The organism is Terrabacter sp. NPDC080008, from assembly GCF_040702505.1.
In the GTDB taxonomy this organism is placed as follows: Bacteria; Actinomycetota; Actinomycetes; order Actinomycetales; family Dermatophilaceae; genus Terrabacter.
This window is the reverse complement of the sequence record NZ_JBFBLC010000005.1, coordinates 245858-271929: the sequence shown is the minus strand read 5'-3', so window position 1 is coordinate 271929 and position 26072 is coordinate 245858. Positions and strand designations below refer to the sequence as shown.

The 26072-nt window shown below is 72.3% G+C and carries 20 protein-coding genes; 8 read left to right on the top strand and 12 right to left on the bottom strand.

Annotated elements, in window-relative coordinates:
• Nucleotides 1-203: 203 nt before the first annotated feature.
• From AB0316_RS15810 to AB0316_RS15790, 5 genes are all read right to left on the bottom strand, one after another.
• Complete coding sequence (locus AB0316_RS15810) at nt 204-521, bottom strand: DUF3017 domain-containing protein (protein WP_366273994.1); 318 nt, start codon at nt 519-521, stop codon at nt 204-206.
• A 9-nt stretch (nt 522-530) separates the two neighbouring features.
• Complete coding sequence (locus AB0316_RS15805; RefSeq protein WP_366273993.1) at nt 531-1385, bottom strand: bifunctional methylenetetrahydrofolate dehydrogenase/methenyltetrahydrofolate cyclohydrolase; 855 nt, start codon at nt 1383-1385, stop codon at nt 531-533.
• Between the two features lie 250 nt (nt 1386-1635).
• Complete coding sequence (locus AB0316_RS15800) at nt 1636-2394, bottom strand: LuxR C-terminal-related transcriptional regulator (RefSeq protein WP_366273992.1); 759 nt, start codon at nt 2392-2394, stop codon at nt 1636-1638.
• A gap of 99 nt (nt 2395-2493) precedes the next feature.
• Nucleotides 2494-3762 carry an FAD-dependent oxidoreductase gene (locus AB0316_RS15795; protein WP_366273991.1) on the bottom strand — a complete coding sequence of 423 codons (1269 nt, stop codon included), beginning with the start codon at nt 3760-3762 and terminating at the stop codon, nt 2494-2496.
• 60 nt (nt 3763-3822) lie between these two features.
• A complete protein-coding gene (locus AB0316_RS15790; protein WP_366273990.1) occupies nt 3823-4314 on the bottom strand; it encodes a MarR family transcriptional regulator in 492 nt (163 codons plus the stop codon).
• A gap of 54 nt (nt 4315-4368) precedes the next feature.
• Between AB0316_RS15790 and AB0316_RS15785 the strand changes: the two genes are divergently transcribed.
• The gene (locus tag AB0316_RS15785; protein WP_366273989.1) at nt 4369-5511 is read left to right on the top strand and encodes a phosphotransferase; all 1143 of its coding nucleotides are present in this window, start codon (nt 4369-4371) and stop codon (nt 5509-5511) included.
• A 180-nt stretch (nt 5512-5691) separates the two neighbouring features.
• Here the strand turns inward: AB0316_RS15785 and AB0316_RS15780 are convergent, their stop codons facing one another.
• The 5 genes from AB0316_RS15780 to AB0316_RS15760 all read right to left on the bottom strand — a co-directional run bounded on the left by AB0316_RS15780 (nt 5692) and on the right by AB0316_RS15760 (nt 15307).
• Entirely contained in the window at nt 5692-7722 is a 2031-nt protein-coding gene (locus AB0316_RS15780) for an ABC transporter ATP-binding protein (RefSeq protein WP_366273988.1), read from the bottom strand.
• Nucleotides 7719-9617, bottom strand: a complete 1899-nt coding sequence (locus tag AB0316_RS15775) for an ABC transporter ATP-binding protein (protein WP_366273987.1) — start codon at nt 9615-9617, stop codon at nt 7719-7721. Before AB0316_RS15775 ends, AB0316_RS15780 begins: the two co-directional genes overlap by 4 nt.
• Before the next feature lie 67 nt (nt 9618-9684).
• The gene (locus AB0316_RS15770) at nt 9685-11301 is read right to left on the bottom strand and encodes a N,N-dimethylformamidase beta subunit family domain-containing protein (RefSeq protein ID WP_366273986.1); all 1617 of its coding nucleotides are present in this window, start codon (nt 11299-11301) and stop codon (nt 9685-9687) included.
• A gap of 174 nt (nt 11302-11475) precedes the next feature.
• Nucleotides 11476-14457, bottom strand: coding sequence for a DUF1116 domain-containing protein (locus AB0316_RS15765; RefSeq protein ID WP_366273985.1), 2982 nt, complete (start codon nt 14455-14457; stop codon nt 11476-11478).
• Entirely contained in the window at nt 14450-15307 is an 858-nt protein-coding gene (locus AB0316_RS15760; RefSeq protein ID WP_366273984.1) for a DUF2877 domain-containing protein, read from the bottom strand. The genes AB0316_RS15765 and AB0316_RS15760 overlap by 8 nt, the downstream gene beginning before the upstream one ends.
• A gap of 148 nt (nt 15308-15455) precedes the next feature.
• Here AB0316_RS15760 and AB0316_RS15755 point away from each other — a divergent pair, with 148 nt between their 5' ends.
• The 7 genes from AB0316_RS15755 (at nt 15456) to AB0316_RS15725 (ending at nt 24685) form a co-directional block, all read left to right on the top strand.
• Complete coding sequence (locus AB0316_RS15755; protein ID WP_366273983.1) at nt 15456-17183, top strand: helix-turn-helix domain-containing protein; 1728 nt, start codon at nt 15456-15458, stop codon at nt 17181-17183.
• A 288-nt stretch (nt 17184-17471) separates the two neighbouring features.
• The gene (locus tag AB0316_RS15750) at nt 17472-18965 is read left to right on the top strand and encodes a solute carrier family 23 protein (protein WP_366273982.1); all 1494 of its coding nucleotides are present in this window, start codon (nt 17472-17474) and stop codon (nt 18963-18965) included.
• A gap of 145 nt (nt 18966-19110) precedes the next feature.
• Complete coding sequence (locus AB0316_RS15745) at nt 19111-20082, top strand: FAD binding domain-containing protein (RefSeq protein WP_366273981.1); 972 nt, start codon at nt 19111-19113, stop codon at nt 20080-20082.
• The gene (locus AB0316_RS15740; protein ID WP_366273980.1) at nt 20075-20638 is read left to right on the top strand and encodes a (2Fe-2S)-binding protein; all 564 of its coding nucleotides are present in this window, start codon (nt 20075-20077) and stop codon (nt 20636-20638) included. The genes AB0316_RS15745 and AB0316_RS15740 overlap by 8 nt, the downstream gene beginning before the upstream one ends.
• A complete protein-coding gene (gene cutA / locus AB0316_RS15735) occupies nt 20635-23076 on the top strand; it encodes an aerobic carbon-monoxide dehydrogenase large subunit (protein ID WP_366273979.1) in 2442 nt (813 codons plus the stop codon). The genes AB0316_RS15740 and cutA overlap by 4 nt, the downstream gene beginning before the upstream one ends.
• Complete coding sequence (locus tag AB0316_RS15730) at nt 23073-23747, top strand: carbon monoxide dehydrogenase subunit G (RefSeq protein WP_366273978.1); 675 nt, start codon at nt 23073-23075, stop codon at nt 23745-23747. The genes cutA and AB0316_RS15730 overlap by 4 nt, the downstream gene beginning before the upstream one ends.
• A 2-nt stretch (nt 23748-23749) precedes the next feature.
• Entirely contained in the window at nt 23750-24685 is a 936-nt protein-coding gene (locus AB0316_RS15725) for a carbon-nitrogen hydrolase family protein (protein WP_366273977.1), read from the top strand.
• A 61-nt stretch (nt 24686-24746) separates the two neighbouring features.
• Here AB0316_RS15725 and AB0316_RS15720 read toward each other — a convergent pair whose 3' ends face one another.
• On the bottom strand, nt 24747-25124 hold the full coding sequence (locus tag AB0316_RS15720; RefSeq protein ID WP_366273976.1) for a transcriptional regulator: 378 nt from the start codon (nt 25122-25124) through the stop codon (nt 24747-24749).
• Entirely contained in the window at nt 25121-25966 is an 846-nt protein-coding gene (locus AB0316_RS15715) for a hypothetical protein (protein WP_366273975.1), read from the bottom strand. The genes AB0316_RS15720 and AB0316_RS15715 overlap by 4 nt, the downstream gene beginning before the upstream one ends.
• Nucleotides 25967-26072 lie beyond the last annotated feature (106 nt).

The window sequence follows — 26072 nt, the reverse complement described above, 5'->3', positions numbered from 1 at the left end:
CGCGTGGGCCGAGCCGCCGACATACTAGCGAAACCTGAGCGTAAGCCAAGAATTCACCTCCAGTTTGTAGGGAGCGGTCCTCGGAGTGGCGCCGGGCCGCGCCCTGCGGCGTACGCGGTGGAGGTATGCCGTCACGCTGGGTTGCGAGGTCCGACCTCGACTGGCGCAGGGCGGGGCGCGCCGGTCTGCGTATGCCGGGTGGCTCAGCGGGAGGTGCGGGTGACCGGTGCGCGGTCGACGTCGGCGTGCAGGTTCACGGTGGCCGAGGCGACGAGGACACCGATGCCGAGCGCGAGCAGGATCGCGATGTCCAGGGTGCGCGAGCGCACGTTGAGGCCACCGGCGCGGCGCGAGGGCCGGGCGACGAGCCGGATCAGCGCGCCGACGACGAACGCGGCGGCCACGATCCGACCGCCCCAACGCACGTCGGCGAAGCCCATGACGAGCACCCCCGCGGCCGCGATCCCGGCCACGAGGTACCACCAGCTGAGGACGACGAAGCCGCTACCCCGCCACTGCATCGGAGCGGATCAGCCGCGAGCGGCGACGGATGCCTCGGCCGCCTCGACGATGTTGGTCAGCAGCAGCGCGCGGGTCATAGGGCCGACGCCGCCCGGGTTGGGGCTGATCCAGCCGGCGACGTCCGCGACGTCGAGCGCGACGTCTCCGGCGATCTTGCCGTCGACCCTGCTCACGCCGACGTCGAGCACGGCCGCGCCGGGCTTGACCATCTCCTTGGTGACGATGCTCGGCACCCCGGCCGCCGCGATGACGATGTCGGCCTGGCGCACCTCTGCCGCAAGGTCTTTCGTGCCGGTGTGGCACAGGGTGACGGTGGCGTTCTCGCTCTTGCGGGTGAGGATGAGACCCAGGGGGCGGCCGACGGTGAGGCCACGTCCGATGACGACGACCTTGGCGCCGGCGATCTGCACGCCGTAACGGCGCAGCAGCTCGATGCAGCCCATCGGGGTGCACGGCAGCGGCGCCGGCTTGCCGAGGGCCAGCCAGCCGAGGTTCATCGGGTGCAGCCCGTCGACGTCCTTGGTGGGGTCGACTCGGGAGAGCAGCGCCATCTCGTCCAGGCCCGTCGGCTGCTGCACGAGGAACCCGGTGCACGCCGGGTCGGCGTTGAGCTCGTCGATGACGGCCTCGACCTCGGCCTGCGTGGCGGTGGCCGGCAGGTCCCGCCGGATGCTGGTGATGCCGATCTCGGCGCAGTCCTTGTGCTTGGCGTTGACGTACCAGTGGCTGCCCGGGTCGTCGCCGACGAGCACCGTGCCGAGGCCCGGGACCACGCCGTGCTCGCGCAGGCGCGCGACCCGCTCGGTCAGCTCGACCTTGATCGCCTTGAGGGTGGCCTTGCCGTCGAGGATCTGTGCCGTCACGGCGCCCATCCTGCCACGCGCCCCTGCGCGCCTCCCCCGGTGGCGAGGCGGACGGCATACGTAGGTGTGCGTATTTCCCCGAGGTGCCCGACCTGACGAGACTGTCACCTGTTCTCGACACCGAGGATCCGCCCGGGCTGGGTCAGGGGGCTGCACAGGGGGCTGTGCCGCCGACGCCCGCGGGTGGACCGGGGAAGGGCGTGGGGCAGGTGGGAGCCCACGCCCTTCCCGCCGTGCAGCGCCGGAGGTCCTAGGCGCCTGCCCCCGGCGCTGGCACCAGCCCGAGACGCTGCGCCGCGAGCACGGCCGAGAGGCGGTCGGAGGCACGCAGCTTGCGGTAGAGGTGCTCCTGGTGCTTGTGCACCGTGCGGGGCGAGACGGCCAGCCGCAGGGCGATCGCTTCGGCAGTCACGCCCGTCGCCATCAGCCGCAGCACCAACAGCTCGCGCGGCGTCAGCGGCACCGCATCAGGCGCCGGGCCGGTGGGCCGCGCCGTCATCTCCGTCAGCAGCGCGACGTGGCGGTCCAGCCCCACCAGCAGCGGTTGCAGCGCCGTGAGCCGCGCCAGGTCGTCCTCGGTGAAACCGTCGTCGCTGACCGCCGCCCACCCGTCGAACCCGCCGCCGGGTCGGCACGGCAGCGTCATCTGGTGCTCCGTGAAGCCCAGGGCCTCGGCCAGCGCCCGGCCCTGCTCGTCGAACTGCCAGCCGGCCACGAGCAGGTCGGTCAGGCGCACCGGCGAACGGTCGCCCGTGCCTGCGTAGTAGCGCGACAGCGGGTGGGCGTGCATCAGCTCGGCATCCGGCCAAAGCTCGCGCGGGGGCGCCTCCCGCGCGTCGACGGTGATCTCGACGTCGTCGGGCTCCTCCACCCTGAGAGCGATCCGCATGACGACGTCGGCGTGCGTCTGGCGCGTCAGGCTCTTGGCGAGCAGCTCGTGGGCCACGGCGGGATCGGGCGCGTCGAGGATCTCCGCCGCGATGCGGAGCCACCGATCCTGATCGTCCACCCGTTCAGGCTAGGCAGCGACACCCGACCGCAGGGCGAAACGGACACACTCCGCGGCGCCGCACTCCTCGTCGTGCCCCCGCCTCGGCGGCCGGCGGGGCTACGACAGGTCGCCGAGGGGCACGTCCGGGTCGCCGAGGCGCTTCGGGTCGACCACGGTGTGCTCGCGCACGAGGCGTTGGACGTCGTCGATCGTGTCCCAGACGTTGACGTGCATCCCGGCGAGCACGCGTACGCCCTCCCCCTCGGGCACGACCCAGAACGCCATGAACTCGTTGCTCGACGGCTCGCCTCGCAGCACGACGTCGGCGTCGGCGTCGCGTGGGACGTAGCCGGCGTATTCGAGCCCGACGTCGTACTGGTCGGAGAAGAAGAACGGGATCGGGTCGTAGGTGACGTCCTGCCCGGCCATCGAGCGGCCTGCCGCGAGGCCGCCGTCCTGGGCGTTGGCCCAGTGCTCGACGCGCACGTTCGTGTCGAGCGTCGTGCTGCGCCAGTTCGCGACATCGCCTGCGGCCCAGACGCCCTCAGCCGAGGTGCGCAGCGCGGGGTCGGTGACGATGCCGTTGTCCGTCTCGATGCCGGCGTCCTCGGCGAGCGCGGTGTTCGGCGTGATGCCGACCCCGACGACGACGACGTCGGCCGGCACGGTGTCACCGGACTTCGTGACGACCCCGGTCACCGACGTCTCACCCTCGATCCGTTCGACGCCCTCGCCGAGGCGCAGCTCGACGCCGTGGCTGCGGTGCAGGTCGGCGAACCAGCCGCCCACCTGCTCGCCCATGACTCCGATGAGGGGCGCCGGCTGTGGCTCGATGATCGTGACCGTGCAGCCGTGGTCGCGCCCGGCGGCGGCCACCTCGAGACCGATCCAGCCGGCGCCGACGATGACCACGCGGGCGCCGTCGGTCAGCTTCGCCTTGAGCGCCTCGGACTCCTGCATCTCGCGTAGGTAGAGCACGCCGTCGAGGTCGGCGCCGGGCACGTCGAGCGCCCGTGGCGTGGATCCCGTTGCGATCAGCAGCTTTTCGTACGCCACGACGTCGCCATGGTCGAGGGTGAGCTCGTGCCTGTCCGGGTCGAGGGCGGTCGCCTTCGTGCCGAGCCGCAGGTCGACGTGCTGTTCGTCGTACCAGTCGCGGTCGTGGGTGAATGCCGAGTCGAGCTCGTCGTCGCCCTTGAGCACGCCCTTCGACAGCGGCGGCCGCTCGTAGGGCAGCCGGTCCTCCCGTGCGACGAGCAGGATCGATCGGCTGGTGTCGCTCTCGCGGATGCCCTCGACCGCCTTCGCGGCCGCCAGCCCTCCGCCGACGATGACGTATGCCGTCCGCTCCCCGGGTGCCTGCGTGTCGGTGCTGTCGTTGCTCATGAGCACACGATCACACGTGAACCAGCCTCCGTCGAGACCCGCTTGTGCGGCGGCCTGCTGTCACCAGGTGACGTCTCGCCCGAGCTCGCGCATGGTGGCCAGCATGGCGTCATAGCGACGCGCCCCGACCTCGCGTCGAAGGCGGTCCTCCGCCTCGGCGATGAGGGCGAGGGCCCGGTCGACCACGGCGTCCCCGGCAGGGGTTCGCGTCACCCACCGGACCCGGCGGTCGGAGCTGCTGGGCGCGCTGCGCACGAGGCCCATGCCCTCGAGGGCGTCGACGAGCTGGCCGATGGCCTGCTTGGTGACGCCGGCCCGGTGGGCCAGGTCCGTCACTCGCATCCCCTTCGCAGGGATCATCTGCAGGAGGCGAGCGCGGCGACCACCGATGGCGGCCAGCTCCGCCGGGGCCAGCGCGCGCATCTCTCGGGACAGGCGTCGGCCCACCGCATCGGACCAGCGGAACAGGTGGTCCGGCAGGTCGTCGACCGCGACGGCGCTGCGTGCAGCATCGTCCTGAGCCGGCGTGCCGGAAGCCTTGCCACGTGCCATGCCGCGACCCTAGCCTGAATTTGGTCAAGAGCCTTTACTTGTTAGGCGGCCATCATGCCCGTTGACATCGCGCAGGTCACCAGCCGGCTCGCGGACGCACCCAGCGGCGCGGTCACCCTCACCCCGATCGCCTACGGCTGGGGCTCCCCCGCCACCGCCGGGCTGTGGCGCGCTGCCGTGACCACCCCTGACCGCGGCGAGACCACCTACTTCGTCAAGCTCCTGCGACACCCGCGGCTCTGGCCGGGTCTGGTCCACGTCCCCGAGGGAGAGCTGCGCGACTTCTTCGTCCGCAACTTCCCGTGGCGGTTCGAGCTCGACATGGCGCTCTCCGGCATCGCGGACGTGCTGCCTCCCGGTATGCGGACGCCGATCCTGCACCACCACGAGGCGTTCGACGACGACCACATCGGTCTGTGGTGGGAGTTCGTGAAGGAGCGCCCGGGCCCGTGGACCCACGACGAGCTCCGCCGCGCGGCACGGCTGCTCGGACGGTTGGCGGCACGCCGGCGAGCCGGCGCAGAGGTCAATGAGCGACTCCCGGAGACGTGCCGGATCCCTGCCGGGGCCTCACTGCGGTATCTCGTCGAAGGACGGGTGCTGCACGACGGGCGAGCCGACCTGGCCGACGACAGGCTGTGGGCGCACCCGCTCGTGGCGGAGGCGCTTCGGGGCACCGGTGATGTCGACCTGCGGGAAGACCTGCGCGCCCACTTCCCGCTCGTGGTCGACGTCCTCGACGAGCTGGACCGCCTGCCGCAGACCTATGCGCACGGCGATGCCAGCATCCAGAACATCCTCGTCTGCGAGGGTGAGGAGGACTTCGTCGTCATCGACTGGGGATTCGGCTCACTGCTCGCGGTCGGATTCGACCTCGGCCAGCTGCTCGTCGGTTCGATGCATGCGGGGCTGGTCCCGGCCGCCGACATCGCGCGCATCGATCCGGTGATCTTCGACGGCTACCTCCAAGGGCTTGCCGACGAGGGCTACGCCGTGGACCCGGACGACGTGCGCTTCGGCTACCTGGGCTCGCTCTTCGTCCGCTCGGTCTTCACCGCGCTGCCGACGGCCGAGCTCCGCGGCGATGCCTCGGACTCGTTGCGCCGGTCCGTCCTCGAGCGCGTCGACCTGACGCGGGCCATGCTCGACCTCACCGGTCCGGTGGTGCGACGCCGACTCGCCCGCGTCGACGCGTGAGCATCCTTGCCAACCGTCGCACAAACGACGCGACGCCTGGGGCGGAGCGCGCTCTCGAGTGGTGCGCAGCGCTCTCTCGAGAGGAGGTCCAACTCGAGAGCGCGGCCTGTCACAGACGAGAGCGCGGCCCGTCACAGCGACATGTGACGGGGCGCGCTCTCGACCGGCGTACGGCGGCGGTCAGGAGGTCCAGGCGTGCCAGAGGGCGGCGTACTCCCCCTGGCGTGCGACGAGCTCCTCGTGGCTGCCGAGCTCGGCGATCCGGCCGTCGATGACCACGGCGATCCGGTCGGCATCGTGCGCGGTGTGCAGCCGGTGCGCGATCGCGACGACGGTGCGCCCGGTGAGCAGCGCGTTCATCGAGCCCTCGAGGTGTCGAGCGGTGCGGGGGTCGATGAGCGAGGTCGCCTCGTCGAGCACGATGGTGTGCGGGTCGGCGAGGATCAGCCGGGCGAGCGCGATCTGCTGGGCGCGGCCCGGCGTCAGCTCGTGGTGGCCCGAGCCGAGCTTCGTGTCGAGCCCCTCCGGCAGCCGCTCCACCCAGTCCAGCGCGTCGACGGCCTTCAGCGCCGCCCGGACCGCCTCGTCACTCGAGCCCTCGCGCGCGAGCACGACGTTGTCACGGACCGAGCCGATGAAGACGTGGTGCTCCTGCGTGACGAGGGCGACCTCGGTGCGCAGCGTATCGAGCGGCAGCGACGTGAGCTCCACACCGCCGACCGTCACCGACCCGGTGCGCGGACCGTGGATGCCCGAGAGGAGCCGGCCGAGCGTCGACTTGCCAGACCCGCTGGGCCCGACGACCGCGAGGCGCTCGCCCGTGGTCAGGTCGAGGTCGATGCCGTGGAGCACGTCGTGGTCGGCGCGGTAGGCGTAGCGCAGGTCGCTGCCGACTAGCTCGGACCCGACCGGCACGTCGTCGCCGGCCTGGCGGTCGGCCGGCACCGTGGCGATGCCCAGCAGTCGCGTCGTCGAGGCGATGCCGACCTGCACGCGGTCGACCGTCGAGACGAGCATGTCGAACGGGCCCCACAGCGCCTCGGTGTAGAGGATCGCGGTGGTGATCTGTCCGAGCGAGGCCCAGCCCTGGGCATACCCGATGGACCCGAGCAACAGCACGAGCACGCGCGGGGTGCTGAACGCGACGTCCATGACGGCGAAGAGCAGGTTGCGCAACGTCATCGTGTAGCGCTCGGCCTGTCCCGAGACGGCGATGTCGTCGTCGCCGCGCTGCAGCCGGTGGCGCGCGAGCCCGAGCGCCTCGACGGTGCGGGCGCCCTCGACGGTCTCGGTCAGCGTCGTGTTGATGCGCGAGTAGGTGCCGCCCTCGGTGAGGTAGCCCTTCGAGGCGCGCTTGAGGTAGCGGCGCACCTGCACGAGCGCGAGCGCCATGAGCACGATCGACGGCGCCGACAGCACGACGGAGTTGCTGATCATCGCGACGAGCGTCAGCGCCACGGTGATGCTGGCGACGATCGCCTCGGGCAGCGCCCAGCGCACGCTCTCGCTCATCGTGCCGACGTCGCGGGTCACCCGGGTGACGAGGTCCCCGGACCCGGCGCTCTCGACCCGGGAGAGCGGCAGTCGAAGGATCGCCCGCACGACGTACTCGCGCGCGGTGGCGAGCACGCCCTGGCCGAGCACGGCCGAGGAGATCTTGGCCGCGAGCGTGAAGGCGCTCTGCAACACGACGAGCCCGGCGACGACGAGCGCAGCAGAGTTCGCGCCCGCCATCGCCGCGTCGACCCGACCCGCCTGCACGTCGGCGACGGTCGAGTCGACGAGGTCGCCGAGCAGCCGCGGCACGAGCAGGCCGGCGGTCGCGGCGAGCGCGTTGGCGGCGACCACCGCGATGACGAGCATCCGGGACTGCGACAGCAGGCCGCGCATGAAGCGGACGACGCTGCGGTTGTCCGCGATGGGCAGGCCCTTGCGGGAGTTCATCGTGTCTGCCACGAACTCCTGGGCCCGCCGCTCGCGCAGCAGGTGCCGGCGGTGCAGCGCCCGGACCCGCTCGGTGACCGAGGCCCCCTGGGGCGGTCGCAGCTCGTCGGGCACGGGCGGAACGTGGCTGACGGCCTCCCAGGTGCGCGCTGACTCGGCCGCCAGGCCGACGGGCAGCGGCGACTGCGGCGTGGCGACGGCCGTGTGGACGCCCGTGGCGTCGGTCGCGGCATCGGCCGCCACGACGGTGGCGTCGGCGCGGCTCATCGGGACTCCTCGGCGAGGTCGGAGAGTACAGCGGGGTCGGCGTCGGCGCCCCGAACGACGACCGAGCGGTATGCGGGTGATTCGGCGAGCAGGTCGGCGTGCCGACCGTGGGCGGTGGCGACACCGCCTTCGAGCAGGATCACCTCGTCGGCGTGGTGCAGCAGCAGTGGCGATGCAGTCATGACGACGGTGGTGCGGCCGCCGCGGTGCTCGGCGAGCCGGGCGGCGATGCGGGCCTCGGTGTGGGCGTCGACGGCGGAGGTCGGCTCGACGAGGACGAGCACGTCCGGGTCGGCGGCGAGCGCGCGCATGAGGACGAGGCGCTGCCGCTGGCCGCCGGACAGGCCACGACCCCGCTCCTCGAGCTCGCCCTGCCAGCCGCCGGGCAGCGCGTCGAACACGTCGTCGGCCGCGGCGGTGTAGAGCGCCCGCTCCGCGTCGGCGCGGGTCAGCGTCCCGAGCGGGTCGACCGCCGAGCGCAGCGTCCCGGCGAACACCTGGGGTGCGTTGTCGCTCACGAGGATGCGACGGCGTACCTCGTCGAGCTCCACCCGCGAGAGGTCGACGCCGCCGACGGTGACGCCCCACGGCTGGCGGGCGCGCTCGTCGTCGCGACGCGCCTGCTCGGCTCGGGCCTGGGCCCGGGCGGCCCGCTCCCGCTTCGCGGCCCGGCCCTTGAGGTCCTCGGGGATCTCGTCGCTGACGAGGGTCCCGTCGCCGCTCGGCAGGTAGCGGCCGAGGCGGTCGGCAAGCGCCGCCGAGTCGTCGGGCACGCCCGACACGACCATGGTGAGCACGCCCGGGCGGATCGTGGCGCCGGACTGCTCGTCGACGATCTCGGCGGTGGTGTCGAGCGGCGCCGGGTCATCGGGGTGCACCCACGGCGGCTGCTGCTCGAGCACAGCGATCGCCTTGCGCGCCGACACGACCGAGCGTGTCCACTTCTGCGCGAACTCGACGAAGGTGCGCATCGGCTGGATGAGGAACAGTCCGTAGCCGAGGAAGCTGACGAGCTGCCCGACCGTCAGGCGACCCTGCGCGACCTCACGGGTGCCGAGCCACATCAGGGCCACGACGAAGCCACCCGAGAGAAGCACGCCGACCGACTCGACCGCGGCGAGCCACCGTCCGCCCGCGACGCCCGACTGGCGCACGCGCTGGGACTGGGCGGCGTAGTTGCCGCCGAAGGTGTCCTCGCCGCCGATGCCGCGCAGGATGCGCAGGCCGCCGACGATGTCGGTGGCCATCGAGGTCAGCTCGGAGTTGCGGGCGCGCTCGACGCCCTGCCAGCGCTGCATAGGCCGGAGCAGCGGCGTGCCGAGGACGACGAGCAGCGGCGCGGAGACGAGCACGAGCACGCCCATGCGCACCGAGGTGCTGAGCACGATGCCGGCCACGACGAGGTAGGCGACGAGCTGCGAGATGGTGCGCGTCGTGATCTCCATGAGCGCGCCGAACTGGTCGCCGTCGCTGCCCGAGACCGAGAGCACCTCACCGGTCGGGGTGCGCCGGGTCAGCACGTGCCCGAGCTGGAGGGCCTTGCGGGTGACGAGCATCGTCGTGCCGTAGAGGGCGATGAGCCACTCGCGCACGATGACGGTGTGGAAGAGGATGCCGCTGGCCGCGCCGAACACGGTGACGACGGCGATGGCGAGCAGCCACCGCGTGGTCGCGCCCGAGTCGCCGGTGACGATGCCGGTGTCGATGGCGCGCCCGACCATCCACGGCCCGACCGTCTGCGGCACCATCCAGATGAGCGCGACGAGCAGGCCCGCCCAGAACAGGCTGCCGTTCTGGCGCACCATCCACAGCAGGAAGGCCCGCGGCGAGCGGGTGTCGGGCGTCTCGGCGCCGCGGTCGGTGAAGGCCCGGACAGGGGGCGGGAAGTCTCGCATGGCCTGTCCACCCTAGGCGGGCGCACGGACACCGACCCACCCATTTTCGAGGTGGTACGCCGTGGGCTCACGCCCGGGCCACGGGACCTCCGGTGCCGGTTGAGGTGCTGGCCGAGGCGCCGATGCCGGCGAGGTTGCTGCGGGCGGGGTGCGAGCGCCCCATCGGGCCCTGCGCCATCGCGGTGAAGAGGTTCGCCGTGACGGTCCGGGCGAAGGTGGCCGCCCGCTCGTCGATCGCCGGGCGGGTATGCGCACCGCGCAGTCCCGCGGTCCACGCGAGCGTGCCGACGGCGAGCACACCGGCCCCGCTCGGCGTCGAGTAGTAGGTCAGGTCCGAGTGGGTGTCGGGCTTGCGGTACTGCGGCACGGCCGAGTGCGCGACGACCTGAAGGTTGGCAGGGGTGCCGGCCACCGGGTAGGCGCGGTCGATCTCGGTGCCGACGAGGCCGGCATACCGGTCGCCCTGGCGCGCACCGGTGCCGGCGAGGAGGAAGAAGCCGGGATCGTGCACGACGAGGTCGGCCTCCGCGGGGAACGCCTCGTAGAGCATGCCGGTGAGCGAGTTCTCCGGGTCGGGGTGGGGCGCCTGGCGCCACTGGGCGGTGGTCTCGGGGCTGGAGTGCACGGGGTCGAGGCCGGCGTCCTTGAAGCAGGTGAGCACCCGGCCGTCCCCGGAGAACCGGGCCCGCCAGTAGCAGGCGTTGGCGCCGAGGAAGGCGAGGTTGGTCCCGGCGTGGCGGGCGGCCTCCACGTGCCGGCGCATCGGCACGGTCCAGTACTCGTCGTGGCCGGGCGAGACCACTCCCCTGGCGCCGGCGAGCAGGCCGGGCTCGCGGTGCAGGTCGAGCGACGTGACGTAGGCGAGGTCGAGGTCGGTGCTGTCGAGGCCCTCGGCGACGGCGATCGGCCCCTGCTCGTAGGCGATGACGAGCGGCGCGCCGTTCTTGTCGAAGGGCCGGTCGAACGAGACGGCGTGGGCCCGGGTGCCAAAGCTCTTGTCCGGTCCCTTGTAGAGCGAGTAGCCGCCCCACTGGTTGTACGCCTGGTGGCAGGCGACGGCGGAGACGAGCACGAGCCGGCCGGCGGTCGTGCGGGACCGGACGACGACCGGCACGTAGCGGGCCTTGCCGCCGGCGTCGAGGCGCAGCAGGTAGCTGCCCTCGGGCCAGCCGTCCGTCGGCACGCGGAGGGTCTGCGGCCAGGCGCAGCGCACCGTGTGCAGGGCGTCGGTCGTGGGCGCGGGTTGCCTGGTGGCCTTGACGCTGCGGGCGCTCCAGACCTCGCGGGCGCCCTTGCCGCCGTAGTGGCCGAGCCGGAAGGCGCGGACGGTGACCGGCCCGAGTGCGGAGCTCAGGTGCAGGCCGAACGAGTCACCGGGCAGGACGCTCACCGTGTCGCAGTAGCCGGCGAGGTCGGTCTCGGCGGCGAGGTGCGCGGCGTCGATGCGCCAGTCGGTCGTGCCTGGACGGGCGTTCTCGGCCCGGACCCAGCCCGGGCCACCGGTGGCGGCGGAGGACGAGGGCGAGCCCTTCGTGGCCGAGGCACTGCCCTTGGCGGAGGGCGAGCCTGACTCGCCCGACCCAGCCGTCGTGCCGCCACTGGTGCAGGCGCCGAGCACCAGCACGCTCGCCCCCGCGAGGACGGAGCGCCGGGTCGGGCGGGGGTCGCCGTTCGACTGCCTCACGGTGGGGAGGCTAGGGCCGGTTCCTGAGCAGGGGCCGACGAACGGGTGGCGACACGCTGGAGCCCCGGTGAGGTCGGGCGCGGAGGCGCGGGGCGGCAGGCCGGTCCCGGCTCGGGCGCTCCGTCACTGTTGCATGGGACGAAACAGTGACGGAGCGCCGAGCGGGACGACTCGTCAGCCGGCCGCCCGCGCGAGCGCGGTCAGCGCCTGCGTGAAGCACTCGGCGGGCGGGTTGACGAGGCCCGCGCCCACCTGGCCGGTGCCGGCGACGCGCCCGGCCATGCCGGTGTTGATCTGCGGCAGGATCCCGGTCCGCGCGACCGAGGCGACGTCGATGCCCGTCGGCGTCCCACGGAAGTCGAGGATCGGGACTTGGTATGCCGTGTGCTCGCCGACCGTGATCTCGTACATCGTCTGGGTGGCGCGCAGCGCGAAAGGCACGTCACCACCGACGAACTTGACGATGGCCGGGGCCGCGGCCATGGCGAAACCGCCGATGCCGCCGGTCTCGGTGATCGCCGAGTCGCCGATGTCGGGGTTGGCGTCCTCGGGGCCGTACGAGCCGAGGAAGAGCCCCTCCGGCGTGTTGGCCGGTCCGGTGAACCACGCGTCGCCCGTGCCGGACACGCGGATGCCGAAGTCGGTCCCGTTGCGCGCCATGGTCGTCACGACGGAGCTTCCCGGGATGCCATGCGCGGCAAGGGTGCTCAGCTTGCAGGCCGGCATGCCGAGGTTGAGGAAGAAGTGCTCGTTCGCGCCGGAGAAGCGCACTGCCTCGGCGACGTCGGTCGAGGACGCGTCGGCGGTGATCATCGTCGGCAGCAGTTCGCGCAGGAGCATGAGCGAGCCGGCGCGGTTTCGGTTGTGGCCCTCGTCGCCCATCTGCAGCATCTGGGCGATGATCGCCTTGACGTCGATCGGGCCCTGCTGGTCGACGCGGGCCCGGACGGCCTGCTGGAGGATCGGGCCGAGCACGGCGTTCATCCACCGCAACCGGTCGATGACCTCGGGGCCGTAGGCGCCGTAGCGCAGCACCTTGCCGAGCCCCTCGTTGAGCGAGCACCACGACGTGTTGTCGTGGACGTCGTCCCGCAGCTCGTAGACCCACATCGAGGGGCTCACGACGCCGGCCATCGGTCCGACGGCGTCGCGGTGGTGGCACGGCTCGAGCGTGATGCCGTCGCCCTTCTCGAGCTTCGCCTCGGCCTCCTCGGCCGTGTCGGCGAGGCCCTCGAGGAGCATCGCGCCGATGAGCGCGCCGCGCAGCGGACCCGAGGCCCGGTCGAAGGTGATCGGCGGGCCGGCGTGCAGGAACGTGCCGCGCTCGAGGCCCAGGGCCTCGCTCGCCGGACGGACGTCGACGAGGTCGGCGCCGGCGGCGGTCATCCGGCGCAGCGCCTCCGCGTTGGCGGCGTCACGGCGCGCGTCGGCGAGCACACGCGCGAGGTCACCCGCGGTGCCCGGCATCGGCGGCTGCCAGGCCGCGTCGGTGACCGAAACCGCTTGTGCGCGAAGCGCATCCGAGAACAGCGAGACGCCGGCAGCTGCGACGGAGACCTCGTGGGTCAGGAGCCCACGCAGCGCCTCCCCCTCCCCCGTCGAGTTGGCACTGCCCGACATCGAGTGGGCACTTTCCGACATCGAGTGGGCGCTCACGTCGTGGCCGAGCAGGCGCAGGGCCTCGCGAGTGGCCTCCGCGTTCGACAGCTTGACGACGGCACCCGCCTCGACGAGCCGGGCGGCGCTGGCCTGCAGCCCCTGCGGGTCGCCCTCGGCCCCGGTCAGGGAGACGACGACGTCGAGGTGCCTGCCGCCCGCATCAGCGGCGGTTCGGGCGGAGCGGATGGCCTCGGCCAGCTCGGGTGCGGGGTCGGCGTGGGCGCCGTGGCCGAGCACGAGGTCGAGCAGCAGCACGCCGCAGGTCGGGTCGGCGGCCTCCGCGGCGATGCGCTCGAGGCGCAGCGACGGGTCGATCATCGGGTGCGCGCGACCGACGGTCATCGCGTCGTCTCCGAAGTCGATGACGACGTGACCGGGGTCGCGCAGATCGGGGCCGAGCGCGAGCTCGGGGCGAAGCGGGATGTTGGAGCGGATGTCGCCGAGCACCTCGCCCGCGACGAGCATCGCCTCGTCGGCCAGGGTTCCTCCGCAGAAGAGGCCGCGCAGCGAGTCACCTTGCGGCGCAGTCTCGCCCCTAGTCGCAGCCTCCGCCGCGCCCCACGTCGGCCAGCTGTCCGGGACGTCGTGGCCGGTGGCAGCCAGCGCCGCCTCGACCGCGGCCGTGAGGTCGGGACGCCCGGCCCCGAGCGTCGCCCAGTGGACCGGCTTGCCCAGCCCGGCGGCATACGCCTCCAAGTCGGCGAGCACCTCGGCGGCCGGCGGCTTCGAGATCACGATGATCGAGCTCGTGTCAGGGTCGGCAGCGAGGGCCGCGAGCGCCTGCTTCGTCGAGCGCGCGGCGACGGCCGAGGACAGGTCACGCCCGCCGACGCCGAGGCAGTGGCTGATGCCGACACCCGCCGCGTCGAGCAGGCACATGACCTGCTGCGCGCCGGTGCCCGACGCGGCTACGAGGCCGACCGAGCCCTGCCGCACGACATTGGCGAAGCCGAGCGCGACTCCCCCGACGACTGCAGTCCCGCAGTCGGGCCCCATGACGAGGACGCCGGCGTCAGCGGCGGCGTCCTTGAGCCGCACCTCGTCCTCGACCGGCACGTTGTCGGAGAACACCATGACGGAGACGCCGGCGCGGACGGCGTCCAGCGCCTCAGCCACGGCGTGCTCGCCCGGCACCGAGACGAGGCCGAGGTCCGCACCGGCCAGGCGGATCGCGCCGCCCAGCGTGCGTGGCGCCGGTGCGTCACCGAAACCGCCGGATCCGCCTCCCGCAGAACGGGTCCGGGTCAGCGCGTCCTCGAGGGCGGCGGTGCCGGCGGCGATGCCGGAGTCATCGCCGCGGATGGCGACGACGAGGTCGTTGGGCGACGACTCGGGCACGTCGAAGCCCATGCCGCGGACCACCTCGAGGTTGAGCTCGGTCGCCATCGCGACCTGGGCGGCCTCGACACCGGGCGCGGCGGCGACGGTGCGCGACACCTGCATCAGGGTCACGGAGTCGAAGTAGGCACCGGTTCTCAGCTCGACGTGGTCAGCCACGATGGGCTCCTTCCTGGGGGGCGGGTTCGAACGAGGCGTCGACGGCGCGGAGTGTGCCGGTGACGCCGGAGAGGAGGTCTCGGCCCGACGAGTGCCCGATTGAGAGCACGCGGTCGAGCAGGTGGTCACGGTCGTAGAGCGGCGCACTGCCCGCGACCGCGAGGCTGACGAGCCGCGCGACGTCGGGCACGGCATACCCCATTCCGGCGGCGACGAGGAGCGCGGCCGAGAGGCTCGTCGTCGCGGGCAGCGCCTGCCGCACGGCGTCGCGCAGCGCACGGAGAGCACGGCGCGCCACCGCATCGTCCATGGCGCCGAGGGTGAGCAGCACCCCGCACAGGGCGTCGTCGCCGCTCGGCGTCAGGCCGCGTCCGACACCGACCAGCCCGCGCACGCCGGGCTCGACCGGGTCACCGGCGAGCGCTGCTGCGCACAGGTCGTGCGCGAGGTCGCCGAGCACGCCGGCGTCGGGAAGCGCGAACGGCATCGCGGTCGACATGGCAGCCCGTCCGCGGCGCGCCGGGCGGACCCGCGCCGGTCGCTGGGTCCGTGCGCCGACGACCTCGAGGCCGGGCAGGCGCACGCGTCCCTCGCCCACGACCACCTCGTCGCCCGGCTCGACGCCCCACCGGACGGCGGCCGACGGCACGGCGAGCCGCACCCCGATGGGCAGGGCGAGCGCGTCGGAGGCGAGGACGGCCAGCACCCGGTCGTGCGTCCCGAGGTCGACGTAGACGCACGTCGGGAAGGCGGCGAGCACCGGGCAGCGCCGACGCGGGCCGGTGACCTCGGCCAGCACGAGCGGCGAGACGGCTCCGGGCAGCAGTGCGGGACCGTGACCGTCGCCCATCGCACCTCCACCGCCCGTTGTGCCATCTGCCGTATGCCGTGTCGGGTGCGGTCACGCGGACCGGCCCGGCACCCCGGTCGGGTGCCGTCCAGCAGTCCCCGACCTGGACCGCTGCCGTGACGCTACCGATGCTGGGTAGGGTGCGCTCATGGTGAAAGTTGCCAACGATCCGACCCTGACCGAGGGTGACTTGCCAGCGGTGAGTCGCTTCGGCGACCCCGAGCCCGAGGTGTCGGGCATCTCGCTGCGGCTCATCGCCGGCCTCGCCGCCACCGCCCACGGCACCGTCCGGGCCGGCGCAGCCCACCTCGACGTCAGCGTCGACGGCACCTCACCACTGCGGGCAGCGCTGCGGGACGCCGCGGCCGGAGCGCGCCTCGACCACCGGATCGTGCTCGCCGACGCGGCGGCCCTGGCGGCAGGCCTCGACGACGAGGTGCGCCTCGACACCGTCGTCACGCAGCTCTGTGCCGCCGGCGTGGCCGGGCTCGTCGTCTCGGGGCTCGACGGCGAGGCCACGACGGAGCTCGTCGCCTCGGCCGAGACCGCCGGACTGCCCGTCCTGGAGATCCCGCTCGAGCACATCGCCACGTTCACGACCGAGGTGCTGAGCGCGATCCTCGAGCACCAGACCGCAACCCTGCGCCGCCTCGAGGACGCTGACCGGGCCCTCGTCCAGATCGTCCTCGCCGGCGGGTCGCTCGACGACCTCTGCGAGCAGGTCGTCGGCTTCCTCGACGGCGCCGCCATGGTGACGACCACCGACGGCCGCGTCATCGCCCGCGCCGGCTCGCCCCGCGAGCTCGCCGCGGCGGAGGCTCTCGACTGCTTCGACCGGACCGGGCGCCTGCTCACCGAGGCCGAGCCGACCGGGCCGCGCCCCGACGGGCCCAACGCCAACCGGGCCGCCGTGCGCATCGTCGCCGGGCACCTCGACCACGGCCTGCTCGTCGCCTTCTGCAGCCAGCGCCGGCTCACCCTCGACGACGTGCGCCTGCTCGAGCGCGCCGCCACCGTGGCCGCGCTGGCCATCACCAAGGACTCCGCGGTCTCGGCCGTCGAGAGCAAGTACCGCGCCGAGTTCCTCCGCGACGCCCTTGCCGGGCGCGCCGGCACCCCCGTCGACGCGGTGGCGCACGCCCGCTCGCTCGGGTGGGACATCGACCGCCCGCTCGTCGTGGTCGTCGCCGAGACCGACGAGGACGACGACCGCTCGACGCGCGACGCCGAGGAGGTGCGCTTCCTCCAGCAGCGCTTCGCCCGGGCCTGGACCCACGCCGTCACGGTCCGCGACGCGGCCTCGCCGGTCATGGGCTTCAGCCGCGAGGTCGTCGCCCTCATCGCCGTGCCCGCGAGCGCCGACACCGACCACGTGATGCGGATCGTCGGCGACTACGTCCGGGTCGTGCGCGGCGACGGCGGTGGCGGCCGCCGCAGCTTCTCGACCGGCGTATCTCGGCCCATCTCGTCCGTCGCCGGTCTCCCACAGGCCTACGACGAGGCGCTCTCGGCCGTCACGGTCGGGCGCCAGATGCACGGCGACGGCGCGGTCACCCACGTCGACGGCCTCGGCATCTACCGCCTGCTGGCGCTCATCCCCGACGGCGCCGACCTGCGCCGGTTCGTCCACGAGTCGCTGCGCGAGCTGGCCACCGACGACTCGCCGGAGTACGCCGGCCTGCGCCAGACCCTCAGCATCCTCATCGACACGAACATGAACGTCGCCGAGACCGCGCGGCTGCTCTTCTTCCACTACAACACGCTGCGCTACCGCATCGGCAAGCTCGAGAAGATCCTCGGCCCCTTCACCACCGACGCCGACCTGCGCCTCACCCTCGCGCTAGCGCTGAAGATCCACCAGATGCGCGGCATCTGACCCGGTCGAGGTGCTCGGTCGCGACTGGTCGCGCGTTTTCACCTCGATCCGCCACGTCGTGGTGCAGTTCGAGGTGAATGTCCGCATTCTGACGCGACGTACCACCTCGAACCGGGCGTGGGTCCGACGAGAGGACGTGACGGCATACGTCATCTCCTGCCAGAGCGTCCACGTCGGCGAGTATCAACGTTTGACGAACGGAATCGCCTGTTGTGGGAGTAGTTTTCGGCCAACCCCGACTGGGGGCGTGACCCACATCACGGGATGTGGCAACCAATAGGAGTCGGAATGGCTTTGGGCTTGGGCTGGAAACTGCACGGGGACGGCAAGACGATGGGCCCCGACGACGTCGTCGCCCCCGACGAGCGGCTGTCGTGGGGCAAGACCGTCGGCCTGGGAGCACAGCACGTCGTCGCGATGTTCGGCGCGACGTTCGTGTTCCCGCTGATCATGGGGCTCAACCCGCAGCTCGCCATCATGATGAGCGGCATCGCGACGGTCTGCTTCCTGCTGATAGTCAACGGCAAGGTGCCGAGCTACCTCGGCACGTCGGCGGCGTTCGTGGGTGCTGTGGCGGCCATCCGCGCACAGGGCGGCACTTCCCAGGAGGTCACGGGAGCCATCCTCGTCGCGGGCATCGTCCTGGCTCTCGTGGGTGTTCTCATCCACTTCCTGGGCTCGTCCATGCTGCACAAGGTGCTGCCACCTGTGGTCACCGGCGCGGTCGTCATGCTCATCGGCTTCAACCTCGCACCGGTCGTGGCCACCGTCTACTGGCCGCAGGACCAGTGGGTGGCCCTGCTCGTCATGCTCTTCACAATTGTGTGTGCAGTGGCCTTCAAGGGCTTCATCTCGCGCATCGCGGTCTTCCTCGCGCTCGTCTTCGGCTACGTCATCTCGTGGCTCTTCGACAAGATCTTCGGGCAGATCACGGCGCCCGACGGAGCCGGCAAGGTCTCGACCCACTTCCGCACGAACTTCGACGCCATCTCCGGGTCGTCGTGGTTCGGCCTTCCGCCCACGACCGGGACCATCGGCCCGGACGGCAAGGCAATGGTCGGCATCCACGCCCCGTCGTTCTCGGTCGCGGCGATCCTGCTCGTCCTGCCGGCCGTCATCGCCCTGATCGCTGAGAACACCGGCCACGTCAAGGCCGTCGCCGAGATGACCAAGGCCGAGCTCAACCCCTACATGGGCCGGGCCATCGCGGCCGACGGCATCGGCACCGTCATCGCCTCCTCGGTCGGTGGCTCGCCGACGACCACGTATGCCGAGAACATCGGCGTCATGGCCGCCACCCGCGTGTACTCCACCGCTGCCTACTACGTCGCCGCTCTCGTGGCGATCGTCTTCGGCCTGTCGCCGAAGTTCGGCGCCCTCGTGGCTTCGGTCCCGGGCGGTGTGCTCGGCGGCATCACGGTGGTGCTCTACGGCATGATCGGCCTGCTCGGCGCGAAGATCTGGAAGGAGAACGGGGTCGACTTCGGCAACCCGATCAACCTCGTCCCGGTCGCCGCGGGCATCGTCATCGGCATCGGTGGCGTGTCGCTGAAGTTCAGCGACAACTTCACGCTCGGGGGCATCGCGCTCGGCACCATCATCGCCATCGGCGCCTATCACCTGGCCCGCAACCTCGCTCCGGCTGACCTGCGTGCACGAGCCGACGCGGCCGGAGGCACGATGATCTCCCTGGGTGAACGCGAAGGGGACTACGGGGATGCCGACGGCATCGACGACCTCTACCAGGACGCTCCGGGCGGACCGGACCTGCGCCGCCGCTGACGCACCTCGCACTCCGCGGCCGTGGGCCCCCGATCTCGCATCGGGGGCCCACAGCCGTTCACGGCAGAAGTTGCCAAAAGCTCAGGCCCAGCCGTGCACAACCATCACTAGTCCCCGTCGGGGATCGGAAGGCAGGATCAGTTCGGTGAAGCCCGCCCCCTTCGAGCACCACGCCCCGCTCACCGTCGAGCAGGCCGTCTCCGTCCTCAACGAGGTCGGCCATGACGGCAAGGTCCTCGCCGGCGGCCAGAGCCTCATCCCGATCCTCAACATGCGCCTTGCCTCCCCGGCGCACCTCGTCGACATCAACCGCGTCGCCGGGCTCGACACCATCGAGGTGACGCCCGAGGCCGTCCGGGTCGGCGCCCTCGTGCGGCACGCCGGCCTTGAGCGGTCCGAGGAGGCGTATGCCGCCCTCCCCCTCCTGCGCCAGGCGCTCGTCAACGTCGCCCACCCCGCCATCCGCAACCGCGGCACCACCGTCGGCTCCATCGCGCACGCCGACGCCGCCGGCGAGATGCCGGCCGTGCTCGCCCTGACCGACGGCGTCGTCGAAGTGGCCGGTCCCGGTGGGTCACGCGAGGTGGCGTGGGCCGACTTCTTCCTCGGCGCGCTCGAGACCTCGCTCGGGGCGGAGGAGCTCGCCGTCGCCGTCCGCTTCGGGCGCTTCCCGGCCGGCACCGGCACCGCGTTCGCCGAGGGCGCCCGACGACACGGCGACTACGCCATGGCCGGCGTCGGCGTGGCGGTGACCGTCACCGACGGTGTCGTCTCCGCTGCCCGTGCCTCGTTCGTCTCCGTCACCGACGTGCCCTCCGTCCTCGACCTCGGCCCGGCGCTGCACGGCGTTCAGCCGGGCTCGAGCGCCTGGAGCGCGGCGCTCGAGGGAGCGGCCGAGGCCGTGCACGCCCACGTCGAGCCCGAGGGCGACATCCACGCCAGTGCCGACTACCGGCGCATGCTCGTCACCGAGCTCACCCGCCGGGTCATCCCCCAGGCCGCCGCCCGCGCCACCACCCCCGCACCGAACGCAGCGTTCGGTCGCGAAAGCGCTGTTACAACACTGAGTTCGACGCCGAACGCTGCGTTCGGTGGAGAAGGAGCCAGCGATGACTGAGACGACCAGCGAGACCCTCCACGACGTCACCGTCTCGGTGAACGGCGTGCGCCGCACGGCAGCCGTGCCGGCCCGCCGCCTCCTGTCGGACTTCCTGCGCCACGACCTCGAGCTCACCGGCACCCACGTCGGCTGTGAGCACGGCGTCTGCGGCGCCTGCACCGTCCTGGTCGACGGCCAGCCGATGCGCTCGTGCCTGATGTTCGCCGTCACCGCGCAGGACCACGCGATCACGACGGTCGAGGGCCTGTGCAGCGCGCCCGACGCCCGGGTCGCCCCGACCGGCGAGTCGATGAACCCCGTGCAGCAGGCTTTCGCGGAGTGCCACGGGCTCCAGTGCGGCTTCTGCACCCCCGGCTTCCTCACCACCGTCACGGCCTACCTCGAGGAGAACCCGGCACCCACGAGCGAGGAAGCGCGCGAGGCGATCTCGGGCAACCTGTGCCGCTGCACGGGCTACCAGAACATCGTCAAGAGCGTCCTGCGCGCGGCCGAGATCAAGGCCGAGCGGGCGGACGAGCGGGCAGACGACTCGACGGACGGGGAGCAGGCATGACGACACAGATGTTCGGGGCGCCGATCAAGCGCAAGGAGGACCCCCGCCTCGTCACCGGCGGTGGTCGCTACCTTGACGACCTCGGCCACGACGCCCTCGCCGCAGCCTTCGTGCGCAGCCCGCACGCGCACGCGCGGATCGTCGACATCGACGTCGTGGACGCCATCGACGTCGAGGGAGTCGTCGGCATCTACGTGCACGAGGACCTCCCCGGCAAGGTCGGCGAGCCGATGCCCCTGCTCATCCCGCACCCGACCCTGACCCACGGACGCACCGGCTACGCCCTCGCCAAGGACCAGGTCAACCACGTCGGCGAGGCCGTCGTGATGGTCGTCGCAACCGACCGCTACATCGCCGAGGACGCCTGCCAACGCATACGCGTCACCTACGAGCAGCTGCCGGTCGTCGTCGGCATCGAGGCCGCCCGCGACGGCGAGGCGCTCGTCCACGACGACGTGCCCGGCAATGTCGCCGCGCACATGCTCCAGGAGGTCGGCGACGTCGATGCGGCCATGGCCGCCGCGCCGCGCACCCTCACACTCGACCTCGACATCGAGCGCAGCGCCTGCATGCCGATGGAGGGCAAGGGCGTCTACGCCCGCTGGGACGCCGAGCGCGGCGAGCTGCGGATGTACTCCTCGACCCAGACGTCGACGGGCGTCCGCGCCGCCGTGGCCGCCCGCCTCGAGCTGCCGCTGGCCAAGGTCGAGTGCATCGCCCCCGACGTGGGCGGCGGCTTCGGCGTCAAGATCATGCACCCGTGGCCCGAGGAGGTGCTCGTCCCGTGGGCGGCGCGCCTGCTCGGCCGCCCCCTGAAGTGGGCCGAGGACCGCCGCGAGCACTTCATCTCGTCGGCCCACGAGCGCGGCCAGCTCCAGCGCGTCACCGTCGGGTTCGACGACGAGGGCCACCTGCTCGCCCTCGACGTGAAGTTCTGGCACGACAACGGCGCCTACACCCCCTACGGGATCATCGTCCCGATCATCACCTCGACCCAGCTGCTCGGGCCCTACAAGCCCGGCGCGTACCGCTGCGAGTTCTGGTCGCTCTACACGAACACCGTTCTCGTGACGCCGTATCGGGGCGCCGGCCGCCCGCAAGGCGTCTTCGCCATGGAGCGCACGATGGACGCGATCGCCGACGAGCTCGGCCTCGACCGCGCCGAGGTGCGCTCGCGCAACTTCATCCTCCCGAGCGAGATGCCCTGGGACCACGGGCTGCTCTTCCAGGACGGCCGCCCGCTCAAGTACGACTCGGGCGACTTCCCCGCGAGCCTGGCCAAGCTCAAGGAGCTCGTCGGCTGGGACGACTTCGCGGACTACCGCCGCCGGGCCGAGGCCGAGGGCCGCAAGGTCGGGCTCGGCATCGGCTGCTACGTCGAGGGAACCGGCGTCGGCCCCTACGAGGGCGGCCACATCCAGATCGAGACGAGCGGCCGCGTCAACGTCTCGACCGGCCTGACCTCCCAGGGCCAGGGCCACGAGACCGTCTTCGCGCAGATCGTCGCCCAGGAGCTCGGCGTCCGCATGGAGGACGTGCACGTCACGACCGGCGACACCCGCAAGATGGGGTATGCCGTGGGCACGTTCGCGTCGCGAGCCGCGGTCATGAGCGGCAGCGCCATCGCCCTCGGCGCCCGCAAGGTGCGCGAGAAGGCGCTGCGCATCGCCGCCGACGCGCTGGAGGTCTCACCGGAGGACCTGGAGATCGTCGACGGCACGGTGCGCGTCAAGGGCGCGCCGGCGACGTCGATGGCCCTCGGCACGGTCTCGGTCCTGTCCAACCCGCTGCGCTACGCGTTCGACGAGGCGGCCCAGGCCGCAACGCAGTTCGCGGGAACCTTCGACCCCGACAAGCCGCCGGTCGCCGAGGGTGAGGAGCCGGGCCTCGAGGGCAAGGGCTTCTACTCCCCCACCCAGGCGACCTTCGCCAACGGCATGCACGCGGCGATCGTCGAGACCGACCCGGTCACGGCCGAGATCCGCATCCTGCGCTACTGCGTCATCCACGACTGCGGCACGATGATCAACCCGATGATCGTCGAGGGCCAGGTCCACGGCGGGGTCGCGCAGGGCGTCGGCGGCGCCCTCTACGAGCGGATGGCCTACGACGAGTCCGGCCAGCTGCTCAACGCCTCGTACATGGACTTCCTCATGCCCTACGCCTCCGAGGTGCCGACCATCGAGGCCGACCACCTGGAGACGCCCTCGCCGCTGAATCCCCTGGGCATCAAGGGCGCCGGCGAGGCCGGTTGCATCCCCGTCACGGCCGTCATCGCCTCGGCCATCTCGGACGCCGAGGGCTTCCCGATCACCCGGATGCCGATCTCCCCCTTCGAGCTCTGGGAGCTGCGCCGCCGCCACGCCGACGGCGAGATCCCCTCGCTCCGCCACACCTCCAGCACGTCTCACCCGTCCTCCAAGGAGCCGACCGCATGAAGATCACCGGATCCGCGACGCTCGCGGCCGACCCCCAGCAGGTGTGGGACGCGTTCCACGACCCCGCCGTGCTCGCCCGCTGCCTGCCCGGCTGCGAGCGCCTCACCGAGCTCGGGCCCGACCACTACGCGATGACCGTCACCGCCGGGGTGGCAGCCATCAAGGGCACCTACGAGGGCGAGGTCTCGCTGCGCGACCCGCAGCACCCCGACTCGTTCACGATGAAGGCCTGCGGCTCGGGCGCCCCCGGCACGGTCGACGCCGACGTCGCCGTGCGCCTCGCGCCGGCGCCGGGCGGCGGCACCGCCCTGACCTACGACGCCGATGCGGCCGTCGGGGGCGTCATCGGCGGCGTCGGCCAGCGCATGCTCGCCGGTGTCACGAAGAAGATGGCCGGCCAGTTCTTCTCCGCCGTCGACGCCGACATCAGCGGGGTCCGTCCGGCCGCACCCGCCGCCCCCGCCGCTCCTGCCGAGGTCGCGCCGGCCGCGGCGCCGGGCGCCCCCACCGTCGCCGCCGCCGGCGTGCCTGCTGCGCCGGTGTCGTATGCCGGCCGGCCGGGTCCCGCTGCCGGCTTCGCCGGGCGCGAGTTCGCCCTCGGCGTCGTCACCGGCGGGGCCATCGCCCTCGTCGGGGTCGTCGTCGGCTGGGCCGTCGGACGCCGGAGCTGACGATGCGCGCGTTCACCGCTGCCGCCGTGCAGGTCGCCCCGGTGCCGGGGCCCCTCACCGCGGACTCGATCCGGGCCAACCTCGACCGGTGCGTCGCGATCACCCGCGAGTGCGTGGCCGCCACCGGCGCCGAGCTGGTCGTGCTGCCCGAGTCGGCCACCACCGGTTTCACGCCGGGGTGCTCGCCCGAGGAGCTGTGGGACCTCGTCTCGGAGCTCCCCGGAGCGATGACCGAGCCCCTGCAGGCCGTCGCGCGCGAGCTGGGGGTGCACCTGTGCTTCGGCACCTACGAGCGTGGCCCCGAGCGCGGCGTCGTCTACAACTCGTCGGTGCTCGTCGCCCCGTCGGGCGAGGTGCTCGGCGTCTACCGCAAGACGCACCCGTTCTGCTCGGAGATCGTCTCCGGCGGTGGCTGGGTCACGCCGGGCGACACCGTGACCGTCTGCGACACCGAGCTCGGCCGCATCGGCATGATCATCTGCTTCGACGGCGACTACCCCGAGCTGTCGCGGATCCAGGCGGTCCAGGGGGCGGAGATCATCTGCCGCCCGTCCGCGCTCCTGCGCTCCGCCGACATCTGGGACCTCACGTCACGCGCCCGCGCCTACGACAACCACGTCTACGTCATCGGCGCCAACGCCGTCGGCGCCGACCCGGCCGGCGTGCTCTACTTCGGCAACTCGCACATCGTCACGCCGGTCGGTCACATCGTCGCCAAGGCCGCGACCCACCCCGGGTGGGTGTCGGCGCGGCTCGACCCGGCCGAGGCCCTCGCGTCGCTCACTCCCGGCTCGAACGTCGGCCAGGCGTTCGACCACCTGCGCGACCGGAACCTCGACCTCATCCGCAACCACCGTGACGAGCTCGAGCGGCCCGCCGAGACGTCGTTCCCGCACGCGCCGATCCGCCGCACCGAGGTGGAGTCGAACGCCGGCTGAGACACCGGCTGAGACACCGGCAGCCACCCGGGCTGGGACGCCGACAGGAACGGTCGGCGTCTCAGCCGGCGCCCCCGGACTCGAAACGCCGGAGCAGCTCGCGGATCGCGGCCATCTCATCCTCGAGCGCGCGCCTGCCGGCGCGCGTGATGGTCACCCACGTGCGCGGGCGCTTGCCGGCATACCCCTTCTCGACGTGGACGAGGCCGCTGCCCGCCAGCACCTCGATGTGGCGGCCGAGGTTGCCGTCGGTGAGCTGGAGCAGCTTCTTGAGGTAGGCGAAGTCGGCCTTCTCGGTCTCGGCGAGCACGGCGAGGATACCCAGGCGCGCCTTCTGGTGCACGACGTCGTCGAGCCCGCTCGTCGGGTGCCGCGACAGCTCGGCCGACTCCGCAGCCGAGTCCGTACGCGACTCCGCGGGAGGCTGCGTCGACGTCACGTGGCGTGCCCCGCAGCTGGCGACGTGACGACCGTGCCGGCCTGCCGCATGGCCCGCACCCCGACCAGGACCATGACGATGCCCAGGGCCACCTGCACGAGGGCGTCGCCCTTGCCCCCGAGGGCCAGCACCGTCGCCTCCGGCAGACCGAGCACGCCAAGCAGGTCGTAGAAGCGGTTGCTGAAGAAGAAGAACGACGCCAGGACCGTCACGAGACCGAAGGCCATCACCCACAAGGCCAGGCGGCCGTTGTGCCGCCGCCACGCGATGAGCAGCAGCGTCACGACGATGAAGACGCTCGGAGCGAGGACGGTGAGCATCGTGAGCGGCGGCCAGACCATCAGCAGCAGGCCGCTGTAGGCGAACAGGACGAAGACGCCGACCGCTCCGGCGATCCAGGCCCCCGCGCCCGAGCCGACGCCGCGCCGGCGACTGCGCCAGCCGAACCAGATGCCGATGACGAGGAGCCCGACCGCGCCGACGGTCCCCCAGTACCTGTCGACGAAGTTCGAGAAGGCGAGCTCCTCAGGAGTCGCAGTGCGGCTCTCACCCGGCCCGAGGTCGTGGAAGGACACCCAGTAGAGGACCTGCTGCAGCAGCGCGGCCGCGACGGTCAACGGCCCGAGCACGAGGAGTGGGATCGCGACGCCCTGCTGGTCTGCCCGGGCGGTGCGGCGCACCTGCTCGGTGCGCGAGAGCAGCTCACGCGCCTCGTCGGCGTCCAGACGCGCGGACGAGCCGCCCGACCCGGCCGACCCGGCCGACCCGGCCGACCCGGCCGAGCCGGTGGTGTCGGTCGAGTTGGTCGAATTGGTCGAGTCGGAATGGTCTGTCGCGTTCACGGGAGTGCCTCCTCGATGGGAGCCCCCTGGCGTCCCCTTGCAACGAACTCTGCAGCGCAGAGTGGTCGCACGTCAAGAGTTCCCGGCAACGACGACGAACGATGCG

Excerpts from the sequence above, each read along its gene's own strand:
- AB0316_RS15750 (WP_366273982.1), top strand. The coding sequence starts at position 17,472 with ATGGCTTTGGGCTTGGGCTGGAAACTGCACGGGGACGGCAAGACGATG.
- AB0316_RS15755 (WP_366273983.1), top strand. The coding sequence starts at position 15,456 with ATGGTGAAAGTTGCCAACGATCCGACCCTGACCGAGGGTGACTTGCCA.
- AB0316_RS15795 (WP_366273991.1), bottom strand. The coding sequence starts at position 3,762 with ATGAGCAACGACAGCACCGACACGCAGGCACCCGGGGAGCGGACGGCA.
- AB0316_RS15760 (WP_366273984.1), bottom strand. The coding sequence starts at position 15,307 with ATGGGCGACGGTCACGGTCCCGCACTGCTGCCCGGAGCCGTCTCGCCG.
- AB0316_RS15785 (WP_366273989.1), top strand. The coding sequence starts at position 4,369 with ATGCCCGTTGACATCGCGCAGGTCACCAGCCGGCTCGCGGACGCACCC.
- AB0316_RS15775 (WP_366273987.1), bottom strand. The coding sequence starts at position 9,617 with ATGCGAGACTTCCCGCCCCCTGTCCGGGCCTTCACCGACCGCGGCGCC.
- AB0316_RS15725 (WP_366273977.1), top strand. The coding sequence starts at position 23,750 with ATGCGCGCGTTCACCGCTGCCGCCGTGCAGGTCGCCCCGGTGCCGGGG.
- AB0316_RS15730 (WP_366273978.1), top strand. The coding sequence starts at position 23,073 with ATGAAGATCACCGGATCCGCGACGCTCGCGGCCGACCCCCAGCAGGTG.
- AB0316_RS15810 (WP_366273994.1), bottom strand. The coding sequence starts at position 521 with ATGCAGTGGCGGGGTAGCGGCTTCGTCGTCCTCAGCTGGTGGTACCTC.
- AB0316_RS15740 (WP_366273980.1), top strand. The coding sequence starts at position 20,075 with ATGACTGAGACGACCAGCGAGACCCTCCACGACGTCACCGTCTCGGTG.
- cutA (WP_366273979.1), top strand. The coding sequence starts at position 20,635 with ATGACGACACAGATGTTCGGGGCGCCGATCAAGCGCAAGGAGGACCCC.
- AB0316_RS15790 (WP_366273990.1), bottom strand. The coding sequence starts at position 4,314 with ATGGCACGTGGCAAGGCTTCCGGCACGCCGGCTCAGGACGATGCTGCA.
- AB0316_RS15780 (WP_366273988.1), bottom strand. The coding sequence starts at position 7,722 with ATGAGCCGCGCCGACGCCACCGTCGTGGCGGCCGATGCCGCGACCGAC.